Here is an 18,934-nt window from a genome sequence, read left to right as displayed (position 1 = left end):
CCAATACGGTTCAGTTAAGAAAATTCTTCTGTGAAGGCAAGGGAACAGGGAACAGGGAACAGAGAGAGAAAAAACAGGCTTATCTGAACTGTATTGGATTACATACAGTAAATAGCAAGCATCTATCAGTTGAGAAGTAGTTACTAAAAATCTTCTGTCGTCGGCTAGATTTTTCACTAAAATTCTGTAGGATTACTGTTAGTATAATTACTTTTTAAGTTATCAAATTAGTATGCCTTTAGCGCCACTTGATAAAAATTAATCTTCGCCTTTAGATAGACGAGTCAGAAATTCACTAGAGATAACTTTAGAAGGAAATAAAAACAGCAATCAAATCACTTCTAACAAAGTTCCAAATAAATTTAAATGTTAGAAGCGGCAGGACTCTCGGTAAATTTCAGCTAATTATTTAACGTCTGAAAAGTATTTACTTTTCAAAGTAAGGAGACAAAAATGAACAGAAAACATAGTTTATCCTACAAAGTTGCTAGCCTCATGGGAGTTGCCAGTACTATTGCTTTACTAACCCTCCCGGCATCTGCGCTATCAAATTCCAAATCTCACACCATAACAATTAGTGAAGCGCTGAAAACTGGCAGATTGTACGCTCAATCTGGTACCGGAACCCAAGGAGGTCAAGATCTCAATAACACCGGAACCCAAGGAAGCCAAGACCTCAATAACACCGGAACTCAAGGAAACCAAGACCTCAATAACACCGGAACTCAAGGAGGTCAAGACCTCAATAACACCGGAACTCAAGGAGGTCAAAACCTCAACAACACCGGAACCCAAGGAGGTCAAGACCTCAATAACACCGGAACTCAAGGAGGTCAAGACCTCAATAATACCGGAACTCAAGGAAACCAAAATACTAATACCAGCGGATCGCAAGGGAATACAGGTGTTAACAACACAACAAGCGGAGGAAACTCCCGTCGAGGTGTTAGTGCGCTGTGGTAAATTTCCGTCATTTTCTTAGTGAATACTAAGACAGTAGGGTTTGAAGTACTAAAGTGCTTACTTGCAATGGTCTAAATTTCAGCATTACTAAAAAGCTCCTGATATTTAATACTGAAACTTAATTTCCTATTAGGAGCTTTTTTATGAAATCTACTGAAAATCAATAGTTCAGACAATTGAATATTAAATAATAGCTTAGGAAAAACATTAATTTACCAATATGTTAAAAAAAACAGGGATTCTAGCTTTTTTAATATATATTTTGGGGTTATATCTTAGTCCACAAATGGCTCTATCTTCTGAGTCAGAACTAATCTCTAAACTTCGAGAATATTTAATTATTCAAAGAGCTAACAATATTGGTAATTCATTAACTCAACCTACTCATCTAGTAATAAACGTTAGCCGCCGTCAAGTAAGTGTCTACCAAGGAAAAACAAGAATTAAAAATTATCCGATTGCAGTAGGTCGCCAAGGCTGGGAAACTCCAAGTGGCAACTTTCAAGTAATGGAAATGTTAAAAGATCCTATTTGGATACACCCTTTTACAGGTAAATCTATCCCAGGAGGAGACCCTGAAAATCCTCTTGGTCATTACTGGATTGGATTTTGGACAAACGGCAAAAACTGGATTGGGTTTCACGGGACTCCTAATCCTGAGTCAGTAGGTAAAGCAGCCTCACACGGTTGTATTCGCATGTATAACAAGGATGTTCAGCAATTATTCCATCAGGTGCGTGTTGGAACACCAGTCACGGTTGTCAGATAAGAAGACTAATACCAATTCTCCAAAAAGAGGCAACAGATGATGACGCGGGGACACGGAGATTTATGTGTAGCTAGATTTTAGAGAAAGAGTATAGTGCTCCTCACGTTCAAGAAGTATAGACTATTAGGCGCGTGTAAAAGAACTCACGCTTCGCTGCTCTTTGCGCCTTTTAACGAGGGCGATCGCATCCATCATCCAAAGACGATCAAAGAACGATGCGATCGCTTTGATATCTATCCATCTGAGGCATAGCCACCAGGCAGAATAGTTCTTTTGAGGATAGTATTGCTGAGATCAATATCTAATGGCGTTACCTGCGTCAAAGCTGCCCATTGTAAATTTGCGCCATCAAGTTTTGCACCAGTCAAGTTTGCCTGCAATAAACAGGCACCCCCCAGATCTGTACCCGTAAGATCGGCTTCACTCAGATTAGCATTGCAGAGGTCGGCACCATGTAAATTAGCTTGACGCAAATTTGCCTTGCTGAGATTTGCTCCATTTAACCATGCTCTGTTTAAGTTGGTTTGTGAGAAATCTGCCTCGGATAAGTCTTCATAACTTAATCTGGCTTCAGCTAAGTCTAATCCACTAAAGTTTCTTTCGCCCGCGGCATATTGCTTAGAGAGTTCGTTCAAATCCCATTTCATATTCAGTATTCGGTTACAGATGAAGTTATTGAAGAATACTCAGCGACATATTGTTTCTATAGGATTCATACTTGATTTTTGAAATATTACGTAGCTCAGGGTTTTGGTGGGCGATGCCCACTCTACAGATACTACAGATACTGAGATTTTTTCAATAATCAAATCGGATTTCTATAGATTTGTCAAAGACTCAACTTGAGAATAAGCCCTCGTCAGCAGGATTCGGAAAGAATTTTGTATTGCATCATCGGTCAAAGCTGATTTCCAACTTTGTTAGGGGTGCTGTTATTGTTGAATACTGATGTCAACGCTGTAAGACACCATCCTCAGAAATTATTATCAGTAAGTAATCTATAATTTGATTGGAATTTAATAACTGCTAACCCCTTCAACCTCTGTCGAAAGTTAGGTAAATTTTTTAATTTCTCCGTTGCTATACAAAACCGTAAATATAAAAATGTAGACAGACTAAGCTTTTCTAGTGAGGTAACAGTATTTACAAATAGCTCGTCAGATCAATTCCTTAAGCTATCAACCCAATGGCTCCAGGCTGAAATTGTATCTTCAACCACAAATACTCTCTTTCGAGAATTAGCAGTTTCAGCTACTAAAACTTTCAGCGTTACAGTATAGACATTATTGATTATTTGATGTCCATAGCCAATGACTTTGCCCAGTTGACCAGTTTCTTGATTTCTTACAAATTCATCCATAGTAAACATAACGGTAACTGCCTTACTTATACAGTTGATAAATGATCTTTTATATATTATCGATATTATTATAAATAATTAGCTCATACTTTCAGCATATTACTGTTCATCCTGAAGGAATATTTGCAGGTTGTTGAGAAGAATTAAGTATTGATTTATGGAAATTTTACTTAGTAAATTTACAGAGTGTTTTATGATCAATCTCTGTTAATTTAATATCCCCATTATTGGCATAATAAGATAGTTTTCAAATCTAGATTTTGCTATTTATTAAACATAAGTTAATACAAGCGTTATCATCGATAAGAAACAAGCATTAACTCTCAAGAGAGATGGATGAACTATAGATTAATCTAGCCTTTATGGATTTCTAATACTTTGAAGAGCAAATGCATCACAATGCTTAGATTTATCAAGCTTACACAAACATATAAGCTAGGATCTATACGGTTTCGTACAGATAACCTAGAGATAGCAATGAGTTAAGAGCAAAATATTACAGACATCTGGGATAGGCTCATTAAGCTTGATGAGCTTATCCCAGCGATGATGCCTGAAGGTAGCCAAGCGCCTATATTTGGCAGCTTATTCGGTACTGGCTCTAGTTCAGCGATGGCGGTGTAATATACTCTCTTTTGCTTGTTGGTTTAGGGATTTCCAGAAATTAAATTATCCAATTTTGAGACGCGAAGACGACGATCAGATTCTTTCTCCCCCAGCCTCCCCAGCTACCCCAGCTTCAAAAGCGATGGGATAATTATTTATTTGGAAGTCTCTTAGCTGGGTATATTTGGCGGAAGTTGCGAGATGTGGAAAGTATTCTGCCTGGCTATGATGCTGGAGAGTCATAGCTGATGTCACTGGATTCCTATTGCCTAGCTAATAGCCGCTAATTCTGCTAAAAAAATGATACTTACCCAATTCGGTCAATTTTGGGGAAATGAGTTGAGTTCAGGACAGCAATATTAGTTATCTTTATGGTTGCGTAAAAATCTTCCTCCTTGAGAAATATATCTAAAGGAATAGGTAATAAAACTGGTTAAATATTCACTATCAAAATATCCTTTAAACAGCTATCTTAAGGACGATGCAAAAGTTATCATTGGCTAAGTGATGTTCCAACAAGCGTTGGCAGCAGCCTTGTTTAATGGATAGAGGCATAGGGTTAAGTTAACCCCAGCCAAAATACTGCCAATTATCAACTTAAAAGTACCCCCCTAGCAGTAAGTCAGGGGGAGCAAAAAATATATAAATTCCTAAAGGCTAAAGTTATGACAACTGAGCAGTTAAGCAAAGAAAGCGACAATTTAGATTTAAAACAACTATTAAGAATTCTAAATGCTGCCAAAAAAGGCGATTTTTCTGCTCGGATGCCCATTGACCAAACAGGCATAGCCGGAAAAATTTCCGATACGCTTAACGATATTATTGAGCAGAATGAGCGAATGGCAGCAGAGATACAGCGGATCGGCAATGTTGTCGGGAAAGAAGGCAAGGTGTCGGAACGCGCTTCTTTGGGAAATGTTCGTGGTTCTTGGTTAAGTTGCGTTAATTCTGTTAATACACTAATTACAGATTTAGTTCAGCCAACAGCGGAAACTACTCGTGTAATTAGAGCTGTAGCTAATGGCGATTTATCCCAAACAATCGCACCAGACATTGAAGGCAGACCCCTCAAAGGAGAGTTTCTCCAAACTGCCAATATTGTCAACACAATGGTAGAACGCCTCGGCTCCTTTGCATCAGAAGTAACCAGGGTAGCCAGGGAGGTGGGAACTGAAGGTAAGCTGGGTGTGCAAGCACAAGTTAGCGGTGTGGCTGGTACTTGGAAAGATTTGACCGATAACGTCAACTTAATGGCGGGTAATCTTACCGGACAAGTGCGGAATATTGCGGAAGTTGCCACTGCGATCGCCAACGGTGACCTGTCGAAGAAGATTACAGTTAATGTTAAAGGCGAAATTCTCGAACTCAAGAACACCGTCAACACGATGGTGGATCAACTCAACTCCTTTGCCTCAGAAGTAACCAGGGTTGCCCGAGAAGTGGGAACCGAAGGTAAGTTGGGCGTACAAGCAGAAGTACGCGGCGTGGCTGGGACTTGGAGGGATCTTACCGAGTCTGTGAATATGATGGCAGGTAATTTGACCGCCCAAGTACGTAATATTGCGGAAGTGACCACAGCTGTAGCAAACGGCGACCTTTCTAAAAAAGTCACCGTAGATGTCAAAGGCGAAATTTTAGAGTTGAAAAACACCGTCAATATCATGGTGGATCAACTCAACTCCTTTGCATCAGAAGTCACCAGGGTGGCGCGAGAGGTGGGTGCAGAAGGAAAACTCGGTGGTCAAGCGGAAGTGCGGGGTGTGGCGGGTACGTGGAAAGACCTCACCGACAGCGTAAACTTCATGGCGGGAAGTTTGACGGCGCAAGTGCGGAATATTGCAGAAGTGACCACGGCGGTGGCAAATGGTGACCTTTCTAAGAAAATCACTGTGGATGTGAAAGGCGAAATTCTGGAGTTGAAAAACACCATCAACACAATGGTGGATCAACTCAACTCCTTTGCCTCGGAAGTAACGCGGGTTGCCCGGGAGGTGGGAACCGAAGGTAAGTTAGGCGTACAAGCGGAAGTACGCGGTGTGGCGGGTACGTGGAAGGATTTGACCGATAACGTGAACCTGATGGCAGGAAATTTAACTGCTCAGGTACGTAATATTGCGGAAGTAACAACAGCGGTAGCGAATGGTGACCTCTCGAAGAAAATCACTGTGGATGTTAAGGGCGAAATTTTAGAGTTGAAAAACACCGTTAATATCATGGTGGATCAACTTAACTCCTTCGCATCAGAAGTAACCAGGGTTGCCCGAGAGGTGGGTGCAGAAGGAAAACTGGGCGGTCAAGCGGAAGTGCGAGGTGTGGCGGGGACGTGGAAAGACCTCACCGACAGCGTGAACTTCATGGCAGGCAGTTTGACAGCGCAAGTGCGGAATATTGCGGAAGTAACGACGGCGGTAGCAACTGGTGACCTTTCCAAGAAAATTACTGTGGATGTGAAAGGCGAAATTCTGGAGTTGAAAAACACCATCAATACAATGGTGGATCAACTCAACTCCTTTGCATCAGAAGTAACCAGGGTTGCCCGCGAGGTGGGTAGTGAAGGGAAGTTAGGTGTACAAGCTGAGGTGCGCGGGGTGGCGGGGACGTGGAAAGACCTCACCGACAGCGTGAACTTCATGGCGGGAAGCTTGACGGCACAGGTGCGGAATATTGCGGAAGTGACAACGGCAGTGGCAAATGGTGACCTTTCCAAGAAAATCACCGTTGATGTGCGGGGCGAAATTTTGGAGTTGAAAAACACCATCAATACAATGGTGGATCAACTAAGTTCCTTTGCATCGGAAGTAACCAGGGTTGCCCGGGAAGTGGGAACGGAAGGGAAACTGGGTGTACAAGCCGAGGTGCGAGGCGTGGCAGGCACCTGGAAGGATTTGACTGGTGCGGTGAATATGATGGCAGGTAATCTTACCGACCAAGTACGAAATATTGCAGAAGTTGCGACTGCGATCGCCAACGGCGACCTCTCCAAAAAAATCACCGTGCAAGTTAAAGGTGAAATTCTGGAGTTGAAAAACACACTCAACATCATGGTGGATCAACTCAACTCCTTTGCCTCAGAAGTAACGCGGGTTGCTAGGGAAGTGGGAAGTGAGGGCAAGCTGGGCGTACAAGCAGATGTGCGAGGTGTAGCTGGTACGTGGAAAGACCTCACCGACAGCGTGAATTTCATGGCGGGCAGTTTGACAGCGCAAGTGCGGAACATTGCGGCTGTGACAACGGCGGTAGCGAATGGTGACCTCTCCAAGAAAATTTCTGTGGATGTGAAAGGTGAAATTTTGGAGTTGAAAAACACCGTTAATACAATGGTGGATCAACTCAACTCCTTCGCCTCAGAAGTAACGCGGGTGGCGCGAGAGGTAGGAACGGAAGGGAAATTAGGCGTACAAGCCGAGGTGAAAGGAGTCGCAGGTACGTGGAAAGACCTCACTGACAGCGTGAATTTCATGGCGGGAAGCTTGACGGCGCAGGTGCGGAACATCGCGGAAGTGACAACGGCGGTGGCGAACGGCGACCTCTCGAAGAAAATCACTGTGGATGTCAAAGGCGAAATTCAAGAACTGAAAAACACTATCAACACAATGGTGGATCAGCTCAACTCCTTTGCATCGGAAGTAACTAGGGTGGCTAGGGAGGTGGGAACCGAGGGTAAATTAGGCGTGCAAGCCTACGTCCGAGGGGTAGCCGGCACCTGGAAAGATTTGACCGACAATGTGAACTCAATGGCGGGGAACCTGACAGCCCAGGTGCGGAACATTGCGGAAGTAACCAAGGCGGTGGCGAACGGCGACCTCTCGAAGAAAATCACCGTGGATGTGAGGGGTGAAATTTTGGAGCTGAAAGACACCATCAATACAATGGTGGATCAGCTAAGTTCCTTTGCCTCAGAAGTAACGCGGGTGGCGCGAGAGGTGGGAACTGAAGGAAAATTAGGCGGTCAAGCGCAAGTCCAAGGTGTAGCTGGGACTTGGAAAGATTTGACCGACAACGTGAACTCGATGGCGGGTAACTTAACAGCCCAAGTGCGCGGTATCGCCAGAGTTGTGACGGCGGTGGCAAATGGCGACTTGAAACGCAAATTAATGCTGGATGCTAAGGGAGAAATTGAAACCCTAGCAGAGACAATCAACGAAATGATTGACACCCTTGCCACTTTCGCAAATCAGGTAACCACAGTGGCGCGGGAAGTGGGAATTGAAGGAAAGTTAGGCGGTCAAGCTAAGGTGCCTGGTGCAGCCGGAACTTGGAAAGATTTGACCGACAACGTAAACGAACTGGCTGCAACTCTCACCACCCAGTTACGGGCGATCGCAGAAGTGGCAACGGCGGTAACAAAAGGCGATCTCACGCGATCGATTGCCGTGGAAGCTTTAGGAGAAGTAGCGATCCTCAAAGACAACATCAACCAAATGATCGCCAACCTGAGAGAGACAACGCAGAAAAACACCGAACAGGATTGGTTGAAAACGAACCTGGCTAAGTTTACTCGGATGCTACAAGGTCAGCGCGACTTGGAAACCGTATCCAAATTAATTCTCTCCGAACTAGCACCCCTGGTAGGAGCGCAACATGGCGTCTTCTACATGATGGAAAACCCAGAAACTCAGCCCTTTCTCAAACTACTGAGTAGCTATGCTTACCGCGAGCGCAGGCATTTGGCTAACCGCTTCTACATGGGTGAAGGCTTAGTAGGGCAATGCGCTTTAGAAAAAGAGCGAATTCTGCTCACAGATGTGCCTGGTGATTATGTCAAAATTAGCTCTGGTTTAGGAGAATCTGCGCCACTCAATGCGGTAGTTTTACCTGTTTTGTTTGAAGGGCAAGTGACAGCAGTGATTGAATTAGCTTCCTTCCGCCGCTTTAGCGAGATTCATTTAACATTCTTCGATCAACTCACAGAAAGTATTGCGATCGTGTTGAATACGATCGCCGCCTCGATGCGGACTGAAGAATTGCTCAAACAGTCGCAATCTTTAGCAGAAGAACTGCAAACCCAGCAAAACGAACTGAGAGAAACCAACAAGCGTCTAGAACAGCAAGCTCAATCACTCAAAGCTTCCGAAGATTTACTCAAAGGACAGCAAGAAGAGTTGCAACAAACCAATGCGGAATTAGAAGAAAAAGCCGAGTTGCTGGCGCTGCAAAAGAAAGAAGTCGAGCGCAAAAATTTAGAAATTGAACAAGCAAGAAAGTCTTTGGAAGAGAAAGCAGAACAACTAGCGCTCTCATCTAAATATAAATCTGAGTTTCTGGCAAATATGTCCCACGAACTGCGGACACCACTCAACAGCTTGTTGATTTTGGCTCGGCTGTTAACAGATAACATGGAGGGCAACCTCACAAGTAAGCAAATTGAATATAGCCAGACAATTTACTCAGCAGGTAATGACTTGTTGACGTTGATCAATGACATTTTGGATCTGGCGAAAATCGAATCTGGAACTATGTCAATTGACATGCACCAGATGTTATTTTCTGAGTTGGGCGATCAGCTAGAGCGCACCTTCGGGCAAATCGCGCACAATAAAGGACTCACTTTTGCAATTGAATTTACTCCCGACTTACCCAGCACCTTATACACCGATAGCAAACGCCTACAACAAGTTCTAAAGAATTTACTTTCCAACGCCTTTAAATTTACAGAGCGTGGGCAAGTAGGCTTAAGGGTGGATGTGGCTAAGGAGGGTTGGAGTATTGGTCATGAAAGCTTGAATCGCGCCCAGACTGTGATTGCTTTCTCTGTCAAGGATACTGGGATTGGTATTGCCCCAGAAAAGCAGAAAGTGATTTTTGAAGCCTTTCAACAAGCCGATGGTAGCACCAGTCGCAAATATGGTGGTACAGGATTGGGCTTGTCAATTAGCCGCGAAATTGCCCGCCTGTTTGGTGGCGAAATCAAACTTGTCAGTAGCCCTAATGAAGGTAGCACCTTTACTTTCTACCTACCGCAAACGAGTCCAGAGTTACGTGGATTAACTTCTGAGCCTTTAGCACCAAGGGCACTCCCGATCGCCAACTCTCATTCTCTCAAGCCTCAGTTACCACTAACCAGTCTCAACTCCTCACCCCTGAATGACGATCGCGCTATTTTGGCAAAAGACGATCGCGTACTGCTGATTGTGGAAGATGACATTAACTTTGCGCGTATCCTCCTAGATATGGCACGACAGCAGGGATTCAAGGTAATCACTGCCCAAAACGGCAGTATCGGACTCGCACTAGCACAGCAATTCCAACCTTCAGCCATCTTACTGGATATCCGCTTGCCAGAGATGGATGGTTGGACGGTGCTAGATCGCCTGAAACATAACCCCCATACCCGTCATATCCCCGTGCATATCATGACGGTTGAGGAAGGGCGACAACGCGGTTTGCAATTGGGAGCGATCGCATATCTGCAAAAGCCTTTAACTAGCGAAACAATTTCCGAAGCCTTAACTAAAATTAAAGGTTTTATCGAACGTCGCGTGAAAAACCTCCTGGTAGTGGAAGATGATGATACCCAACGTCACAGCATTGTCGAATTGATCGGCAACAGCGACGTGACTACCACGGCGGTGGGTACGGGTGCAGCCGCCCTAGAAGCCATTCGCTCTCAGTATTATGATTGTCTGGTGCTCGATTTAGGACTACCAGATATGACAGGTTTTGAATTAATCGAGCAAATCAAGCTGCTACCCAATGGGGAATCTCTACCTGTAATCGTTTATACGGGTCAAGAACTGTCTAGGGTACAAGAAACAGAACTGCGCCGAATAGCGGATACAATCATCGTTAAAGATGTGCGATCGCCCGAACGGCTGCTGGATGAAACTGCATTATTCTTGCACCGAGTCCAAGCGAATTTACCTGCACCCAAGCGAGAAATTCTCGAACAGCTACACGCTAGAGACTACTTACTCACAGGAAAGAAAGTGCTAATTGTCGACGACGATGTGCGCAACATCTTCGCCTTGACAAGTATGCTAGAGCGTTATCAAATGCAGGTTGTCTATGCGGAGAACGGTAGAGAGGGTATTGCGCTTTTGGAAAATACACCAGATATTGATATTGTCTTGATGGATGTCATGATGCCAGAAATGGACGGTTACGAAACAACTAGCTTAATCCGCCAAAACAATCAATTGCGAAATATGCCGATCATTGCATTGACTGCTAAAGCTATGCAAGGCGATCGCGAAAAGTGTATTGAAGCAGGCGCATCCGACTACATTACCAAACCTGTAGATACTGAACAGTTGCTTTCTTTATTGCGCGTTTGGCTATATAGATAGATGAATCCGCATCTAGAAGATATCGAGATTCAACTGTTGCTAGAGGGCATATTCCAATACTATGGTTTAGATTTTCGCAATTATGCCCTAGCTTCCCTCAAACGTCGCATTTGGAATACTATTCATTCAGAGAATTTAACTACTATATCGGGATTGCAGGAAAAAGTTTTGCACGATCGCGAATGTATGGAACGGTTTTTGCTGAATCTTTCAGTCCACGTCACCGCCATGTTTCGCGATTCTAGCTTTTATCTTTCTTTTAGAAAGAAAGTCGTACCGATATTAAAAACTTATCCTTTTATTCGGATTTGGCACGCAGGTTGTTCTACTGGCGAAGAAGTTTATTCTATGGCAATCTTGCTGCACGAAGAAGGGCTTTACAATCGCTCTAGACTCTATGCCACTGACATGAATGAAATGGTTTTACGCAAAGCCAAAGACGGGATTTTTCCTTTAGAATTGATGCAGCAGTATACCCAGAATTATTTACAATCTGGAGGGAAAACTTATTTCTCAGAATATTACACTGCCGCCTATGATGGTGCAATCTTTCGCTCATCTTTGAAAGAGAATATCATCTTCTCACCGCATAATTTGGTTACGGATAGTTCTTTTAATGAATTTAATGTAATATTGTGCCGCAACGTCCTAATCTACTTTGATAAATCTCTACAAGCAAGGGTACACGATCTCTTATATGAAAGCCTAGTTAGGTTTGGCATTTTGGGTTTAGGACGCCAAGAGTCACTGAGGTTCACACCTTATGAGAAACAATATGAGGAATTAGATGGACGTGAGAAGCTTTACCGGAGAACTGGTTAGGAACCAAAAAATTATTTCTCGCCCCTACTTTGAACTCGTTGTAATTGGCGCATCATTAGGAGGGTTAAACGCCCTGACAGTTATTTTGGGAGGTTTACCAAAAAACTTTCCTGTACCTATAGCTGTGGCACAACATCGTCCACCCCATAGTGATGATTGCTTAAGCGCTTTATTACAAAACTACAGTAATTTAATTGTCAAAGATGCCGAAGATAAAGAAGAAATCTTACCTGGGACAGTTTACTTAGCTCCTGCTGATTATCATTTGTTAATCGAAGGTAAAGGTTCTAGAGAATCTCCCCACTTTGCGCTGTCAACAGAAGCAGCCGTGACTTATACGCGACCATCAATAGATGTTCTCTTTGAGTCAGCTGCCGATGCTTATGCTCAAAAGGTCATAGGCATAGTTTTGAGTGGAGCTAATCATGATGGTACAAGAGGGCTGACAAGAATTAAAGCAGTGGGCGGTAAAACTATAGTCCAGCAACCTCAAACAGCTGAATGCCAAATTATGCCAAGCGCCGCGATTGCATCTGTAATTATAGACAAAGTTTTGCCACTGACAGATATTGCCAGCTTCTTAACCCAAATTTGTTTCCCCATGCTGTTGTAGGCAATAGGAAGAAGCTGCGGTAGAGGAGTCGGGGATCTTTGACAAAATCAAACCGGATTGCTGTATTAAACTAGGACTGTTGTGCAAAATTCCAAATACCTTTCTCTAACCAAAACAATATTGCCAAGGCTCAATGCAGGGTATGTTATCTTTATTTCCGCCACGTTACACTAATTTAAGATTAACTGTGTAAAGAATCATTAACAAAATTCATCCTCAAGGAAATCCCACTCCGGAAAGGTAGAAATTTGTAACCTGAGATAGTTGTAAAACTCTTCTCTACAGTCGAAAGTCTATAAGAAAAGCGTAGAAACTAATTTTTAGTCTACCTAGGAGTCTATACCCATAATGCCGTCCGAACTACCAGTTAATATTCTCCTGGTTGATGACCATCCAGAAAACTTGTTGGCTTTAGAAGCCATATTACAAAACCTAGGTCAGAATCTGGTAAGGGCGACATCGGGTGCCCAAGCTTTGAGATGCTTGCTAAATCAAGACTTTGCTGTAATTTTGCTCGATGTCCAAATGCCAGAAATGGATGGATTTGACACAGCAACCCTAATTCGGCAACGGGAGCGATCGCGCCATACGCCAATCATTTTTTTGACTGCCTTTAGTACTAACGAGTCAATGGTGTTTAAAGGGTACTCTCTGGGAGCAGTAGACTATCTGTTTAAGCCAATTGAGCCGGAAATCTTAAAATCGAAAGTCGCAGCGTTTGTCGATTTGTTTCAGAAAACGGCAGAAGTAGAACGACAAGCTGCTCAACTAGCAGCCTTGAATGTCAATTTGAGAAAAAGCGAAGAACAGTTTCGTTCTTTATGTGCTTCCTCACCTATAGGGATTTTTTTAACAGATATTTACGGGAATTGTACATATACCAATCGCCGCTACCAAACGATTTTGGGCATCTCTGGTGAGGAATGTTTAGCAAAAGGCTGGTTGCGATCGCTAGCTCCCCAAGATAGAGAAAAAATATTTGCAGATTGGTCTACTTATACTCAGGAAGGAAGAGAATACTATAACGAGTTTAGTATCCTCACACCTGAGAGAATTGTGCGGTGGTTAACCCTGCGCTCCTCACCGATGCTTTCCGATCAAGGCGAAGTCATTGGTTATGTGGGAACAGTAGAAGATATTAGCGATCGCAAGCAAGCGGAAGAAGAACGAGCCAAATTAATCCGCGAGCAAGCAGCACTCAAGGAGGCGGAAGCAACGAACCGCATGAAAGATGAGTTTTTAGCCACCTTGTCTCACGAACTGCGCACACCCCTCAACTCCATCCTTGGTTGGTCTAAACTCCTACGCAATCGCAAACTAGATGAGAAAGCCACTGCACGTGCTTTGGAAACAATTGAACGCAATGCACTTTTGCAGGAGCAGCTAATCGAAGATATTTTGGATGTCTCCCGAATTATTCGTGGCAAGCTATTTTTAAATATCTGCCCTGTTAATCTAGTATCGGTGATTGACACAGCAGTAGATACTGTACGTCTGCAAGCTGAAGCAAAAAATATTTTATTTGAGTTTGTCATCGCACCAACAGAAGCGGCGAAAATTGCGGAAAAGAAAAAAATCCAAAGCAAAAGCCAGAATAATGGTCATGTCTCCGTGTCTAATCATTTAGCCTCACCTTTTATGGTTTCCGGCGATCCAGATCGCTTACAACAAGTTGTCTGGAATCTACTCACCAATGCTATTAAGTTCACACCGCAAAACGGTCGGGTAGAAATTAGACTATCAACAATTAGGGGTAAAGAAACAAAAGACGGCTACGCTCAAATTCAAGTCAGTGATACAGGAATTGGCATAAAACCAGACTTTTTAAAATATGTTTTCGATCGCTTTCGTCAGGCTGACGGTAGTACAACTAGAAGTCACACTGGACTGGGACTCGGACTGGCGATCGCACGTCACTTAGTAGAACTGCACCACGGAACTATCCATGCTGAAAGTCCTGGTGAAGGAAAAGGAGCCACCTTTACTGTCAAATTGCCTCTGTTACAAACAAAGCCCCAGGAAAGTCAGGAAACCGAAGAATCAAAAGAAACTGCTTCTGTATCTCTCCCACCATTACGTTTAAATAATCTACGGTTACTAGTTGTCGATGACGATACTGATACACGCCATTTTCTCACGGTAGCACTACAGCAGGCTGGCGCTGTAGTGAGGGCGGTGACATCCGTAAACGAAGCACTCTCAGCAATTCAAGAATACCTACCAGATATCTTAATTAGTGATATTGGTATGCCCGAAGAAGACGGCTATACACTAATTCGCAAACTCAGACTCCTCAAACCAGAGCAAGGAGGGCGAATTCCAGCGATCGCGTTAACAGCCTATGCTAGAGAGGAAGACACTACACAAGCCCTAGAAGCTGGCTTTCATATGTATGCCGCCAAGCCAGTTGAACCCGCTACATTAATTAGTATGGTCGTAAAATTGTCAGAACTAAAAGATTTTTAGGAAGCTGAATTAGTGCGATCGCTAATCTTATATCTGCATTAGTTGCATAACGCATCAATACAATGCGATCGCGAAGACTGGGCAATGTTACTTCTTTTTAATGTTGAGAACTTATCAATATTTTAAGCCGATCGCAGTACCTGAGGTTGCCAGTGACGTTGCTGTAGCTTGTACATATGATTAAACAAGTTCCAGCAATATTGTTCTGAGAGTCCGCACGTTATGGCACCGCGCAGAACAACGTCACAGTACCAGTCATTGGGTGCAAGTTCTGCGGCCAATTTATTTACAACAACATAGGTGCGAACGTTTTTGTAGAGCTGACCTTTGCTGTAAATATCTACTAATTCATGTCGATAGAGACCGCTAGCAACACCTTCGCGTGCATCTAAGCGATCGCTCAGTCGCCAAGGGAGTTGATAAAGGACTCCTTCTACAGTCGCTGCTGAATCTTGAATAATATCGAGTACGCCACAGTTGCGTAGGGGAGAGTAACCATAGAAACCTAGGCGATAACCTTTGAGCATGGCTGGTTTGATCGCGTAGACGTGCGTCTTTTCGCCAACAGAGCGTTTTAGATCCACCGGACACATACATGAGCCATATGCAAAGTAGTAGAACATTGGCTCTGTTTGTAACAGGTTTGCACGCATTAAATTTACCTCAAAAATTAAAACTAACTAAAGAATTGGTTAAGGCAAATAAACAATTTTACTGTGGCATGAATTGTCATTCTGTGACCGCGATCGCGCTTTCTCATAAAATGCATAACAAACTGGAGCATAGACGCTTCCTACTCTCTGACAATTTTTACATCTAAAGCTTGTTATTTTTATGCTAGTTAATAATTAATTTATGTAACGACATGATAAATTGTGTGTAAAACTTGTCGCTTAACCATGAGAATTGACAAGGGTGTTTGACGATTAGTAACTGCTTGGCTTAGAAGGGTTCAATGTCCGGCATGAGTACTCGTTTAAGTTGGTTATTCAGGATTGCGATCGCTGGCGTCAGTACTTTATCTGCAAATACTGCTTTCGCTCAAATTACGACCGATGGGACGCTACCGAGTAATTCCATCGTTACTCCTCAAGGTAGCACCAGCCTGATTGAAGGCGGAACTCAAGCTGGTAGCAACTTATTCCACAGCTTCAAGGAATTTTCTGTTGTAACTGGTAGCACTGCTTTTTTTAACAATGGCGCAGATATTCAGAATATTATTAGTCGGGTAACAGGTGGCTCAGTCTCTAACATTGATGGGTTAATTAAAGCTAATGGTAGCGCTAACCTGTTTTTAATTAATCCCAAAGGAATTATTTTTAGGCAAAATGCACGGTTAGATATTGGCGGCTCATTTATTGGGAGTACGGCAAGTAGTTTGAAATTTGCTGATGGTTTGGAATTCAACGCTACTAATCCCCAATCCACAACTCTATTGAGTATCAGCGTACCTATTGGTTTGCAGTACGGGGCAAATCCCGGAAAAATTCAAGTACAAGGTGATAGCAAGGGCAGAAGAACGGCAACTTCTCCGATTATCGATACTACAAATGCTCTGCAAGTCCAACCCAACCAAACTTTAGCATTGGTTGGTGGTGATATAAGTTTAGAAGGAGCAACAATCAAAACTGCTGGCGGACGCATAGAATTGGGCAGTGTGTCAGAAGAAGGTTTAGTTAGCCTCACCCCAATCAACAAAGGTTTTTCCTTGGGTTATGACGGTGTGCAAAACTTTGGCAATATTCAACTATTTCAAAAGGCGATCGTTGATGCTAGTGGTAAAGGTAGCGGCGATATCCAAGTCACAGGTAAGCGGATCGCTTTGGCTGAAGGTTCTCAGTTAGAGTCAAGTACTTTGGGTGCGGAAGCCGGGGGTGCAATGGTTGTGAATGCACTGGAATCAATAGATATAGTTGCTAATGCCAATAGCGGACAAGACACTGGCTTTTTTGTCATAACTTACCCAGGCGCAACCGGGAGGGGAGGAAATCTGACGATTAATACTGGTGACTTATTTGTTCGCAATGGCGCATTGATCAGTTCTGGTACATCTGGCCTGGGAAAAGGTGGAGATTTGATTGTCAATGCTAGTAACTCGGTGCAACTTGTTGGTAGCTTACCCAATTTTCGTTTTTATGGCTTGTTTGCTTCCAGCGGACAAGGTGCAACAGGCGCAGCAGGTGACGTTACAATTAACACCAATAAATTGCTTGTCAAAGATGGGGCACGGATTAGCGCTAGTACTTTTGATGCCGGAAAGGGGGGAAATGTAACTGTAAATGCTAATTCTGTGCAAGTTATTGGTACTACCTTTGATGGTCAATCTGGTAGCGGTTTATTTACACGGTCTTTGCCAGAGGTAACAGGGGATGCTGGAGACTTAACGATTAACACTAATAAGTTGCTGGTGCAAGATCAAGGTATAGTAACTGTTCGCAGTGAAGGAAAAGGCAAAGCAGGCAACCTCAATATTAATGCTGCCTCTGTGCGTTTGGATAACAAAGCTACTTTGAGCGCTGATACCCAAAGTATTAGTATTGACCCAAATAAAGAGCAGGCAACTATTACTCTAAGTTCTCCTGATTTGATATTACTGCGGGGCAGCAAAATTACCACTAACGCTTTTGGCCCCAATGTCAGCGGCGGCAATATCAACATTGACGCAGATGTGTTAGCGGCATTTGCAAATAGCGATATCAGCGCCAATTCCGCAAACTTCCGGGGAGGCCGAGTTCAAATCAACACCCAAGGCATCTTCGGCACTCAGTTACAAGATGTGGCATCTGAGCAAAGCAGTGATATCACTGCCACAGGAGTAAATTCTCAACTCAATGGTACAGTGCAAATCAACGGCATAAATGTTGACCCCAAACATGGATTAGTAGAACTGCCTAGAAATCTAGTTGATGCTACCAAGCAAATTGACACAAGGTGTTCTGCTGGTAGCAAACAAAGCCTCAGTTCATTTGCAATTACCGGACGCGGTGGTTTACCACCTAATCCTTATGAAATGTTGGCTCTTGATGCCATGTTAGTAGATGTAATTACTCTCAATCGCGATCGCAGCGATCGCTCTCATGCACCTGTGAGTGTTAAACCAACTACAGTTACACCAGAACACATTGTAGAAGTTACTGGCTGGAAGCTCAACAAAAAAGGTGAGGTACAACTGACAGCAAACACCACACCTCATAGTTCTTGGCAACCTCCTGTATCTTGCCATGCTACTTAATTTAGCAATGCTACTGTGATTTTTTGTTTAGGGAATAAACTTGTTGAGTTCCTGTACTAACAGATGCACTGTTGTTGATGGATTGTCTTTAGCTGGAATGTGCGGATCGTATTGTTTAAGAAGATTTTCCGCATCGCTATATCTAATGACTTAGTTTAGGTAGAACATTGAATATAGGCGATCGCTCTTTTTCTGCAAGCGCGATTGCCCTACACAAACTCAATAGTTCAATAGATTAACTTGTAACTAAAACCGACTTTCTGCGACTGGGACGCTTGCGGTCTGATTTTTTCTTCAATCCTACCGCTTGAGCTTGATCGCTATCTGAGCCATATTGCCCGCGTACAACTTCTTTCATCGCTAATATCGCATTGTGGAATTCCCATTCTGCCAATCGCGCCGCATCAGCAGCAGCACGATATAAAGCTAGTTTCTCGGTTTCGGCTTGTTGCTGCGTCAACATAGCCTGATAAGCTTGCTGTATGTTTGCAACAGAAGCATCAGCGCGGGATGTGTCGTAAGTGTTGATGGTTTGCAAACCGTGCAATGAGTCAACATCTTGACTAATCAGTTGAGGGCGCAAACGGATTGTTGTATTTTGGAGAGGCATAAATATATCGGTGGTAAACTATATATTTAATGTGCCCATTAAAACAAAAAAAATAACTGTAAGAGGAAATTTTCAAATAGTACAAGGTTAGAAAGGGCGGGTTAATATTTGCAAGTTTACGCAATGGCATAACAAGTCGATGCAATAGCATAACAGACCGATGCAATGGCATAACAGACCGATGCAATGGCATAACAGACCGATGCA

General features: G+C 43.3%; 12 protein-coding genes. 7 read left to right on the top strand and 5 right to left on the bottom strand.

The window, feature by feature from the left end:
- Positions 1–453: 453 nt before the first annotated feature.
- Positions 454–963: a hypothetical protein gene (locus BV372_RS20160; RefSeq protein ID WP_086688275.1), complete on the top strand. Its 510-nt coding sequence runs from the start codon at positions 454–456 to the stop codon at positions 961–963.
- 286 nt (positions 964–1,249) lie between these two features.
- On the top strand, positions 1,250–1,732 hold the full coding sequence (locus BV372_RS20155) for a L,D-transpeptidase (RefSeq protein ID WP_179198167.1): 483 nt from the start codon (positions 1,250–1,252) through the stop codon (positions 1,730–1,732).
- A gap of 233 nt (positions 1,733–1,965) precedes the next feature.
- Here BV372_RS20155 and BV372_RS20150 read toward each other — a convergent pair whose 3' ends face one another.
- The 3 genes from BV372_RS20150 to BV372_RS36515 form a co-directional block, all read right to left on the bottom strand.
- Positions 1,966–2,379, bottom strand: a complete 414-nt coding sequence (locus tag BV372_RS20150; protein ID WP_086688273.1) for a pentapeptide repeat-containing protein — start codon at positions 2,377–2,379, stop codon at positions 1,966–1,968.
- Between the two features lie 515 nt (positions 2,380–2,894).
- Complete coding sequence (locus BV372_RS20145) at positions 2,895–3,101, bottom strand: hypothetical protein (RefSeq protein WP_086688272.1); 207 nt, start codon at positions 3,099–3,101, stop codon at positions 2,895–2,897.
- A 690-nt stretch (positions 3,102–3,791) separates the two neighbouring features.
- Complete coding sequence (locus tag BV372_RS36515; protein WP_179198166.1) at positions 3,792–3,953, bottom strand: hypothetical protein; 162 nt, start codon at positions 3,951–3,953, stop codon at positions 3,792–3,794.
- Between the two features lie 410 nt (positions 3,954–4,363).
- On the opposite strand from BV372_RS36515, the gene BV372_RS20140 reads away from it, so the two are divergent.
- The 4 genes from BV372_RS20140 (at position 4,364) to BV372_RS20125 (ending at position 14,885) form a co-directional block, all read left to right on the top strand.
- Complete coding sequence (locus tag BV372_RS20140) at positions 4,364–10,984, top strand: HAMP domain-containing protein (RefSeq protein WP_086688271.1); 6,621 nt, start codon at positions 4,364–4,366, stop codon at positions 10,982–10,984.
- Complete coding sequence (locus BV372_RS20135) at positions 10,985–11,806, top strand: protein-glutamate O-methyltransferase CheR (protein ID WP_086688270.1); 822 nt, start codon at positions 10,985–10,987, stop codon at positions 11,804–11,806. It begins immediately after the preceding gene.
- Positions 11,772–12,419 (top strand): chemotaxis protein CheB, encoded by a 648-nt coding sequence (locus BV372_RS20130; RefSeq protein WP_086688269.1) that lies wholly within the window; start codon positions 11,772–11,774, stop codon positions 12,417–12,419. Before BV372_RS20135 ends, BV372_RS20130 begins: the two co-directional genes overlap by 35 nt.
- Before the next feature lie 348 nt (positions 12,420–12,767).
- Complete coding sequence (locus BV372_RS20125; RefSeq protein ID WP_086688268.1) at positions 12,768–14,885, top strand: response regulator; 2,118 nt, start codon at positions 12,768–12,770, stop codon at positions 14,883–14,885.
- A gap of 122 nt (positions 14,886–15,007) precedes the next feature.
- Here BV372_RS20125 and BV372_RS20120 read toward each other — a convergent pair whose 3' ends face one another.
- Positions 15,008–15,538, bottom strand: a complete 531-nt coding sequence (locus tag BV372_RS20120; protein WP_086688267.1) for a gamma-glutamylcyclotransferase — start codon at positions 15,536–15,538, stop codon at positions 15,008–15,010.
- A gap of 311 nt (positions 15,539–15,849) precedes the next feature.
- Between BV372_RS20120 and BV372_RS20115 the strand changes: the two genes are divergently transcribed.
- The gene (locus BV372_RS20115) at positions 15,850–18,117 is read left to right on the top strand and encodes a filamentous hemagglutinin N-terminal domain-containing protein (RefSeq protein WP_179198165.1); all 2,268 of its coding nucleotides are present in this window, start codon (positions 15,850–15,852) and stop codon (positions 18,115–18,117) included.
- Positions 18,118–18,352: 235 nt separating this feature from the next.
- Here the strand turns inward: BV372_RS20115 and BV372_RS20110 are convergent, their stop codons facing one another.
- Positions 18,353–18,727, bottom strand: coding sequence for a hypothetical protein (locus tag BV372_RS20110; RefSeq protein WP_086688265.1), 375 nt, complete (start codon positions 18,725–18,727; stop codon positions 18,353–18,355).
- Positions 18,728–18,934 lie beyond the last annotated feature (207 nt).

This window comes from Nostoc sp. T09 (genome assembly GCF_002154695.1).
Taxonomy (GTDB): Bacteria; Cyanobacteriota; Cyanobacteriia; order Cyanobacteriales; family Nostocaceae; genus Aulosira.
The sequence above is the reverse complement of the archived record's forward strand: the minus strand, read 5'-3'. Positions and strand labels throughout refer to the sequence as shown.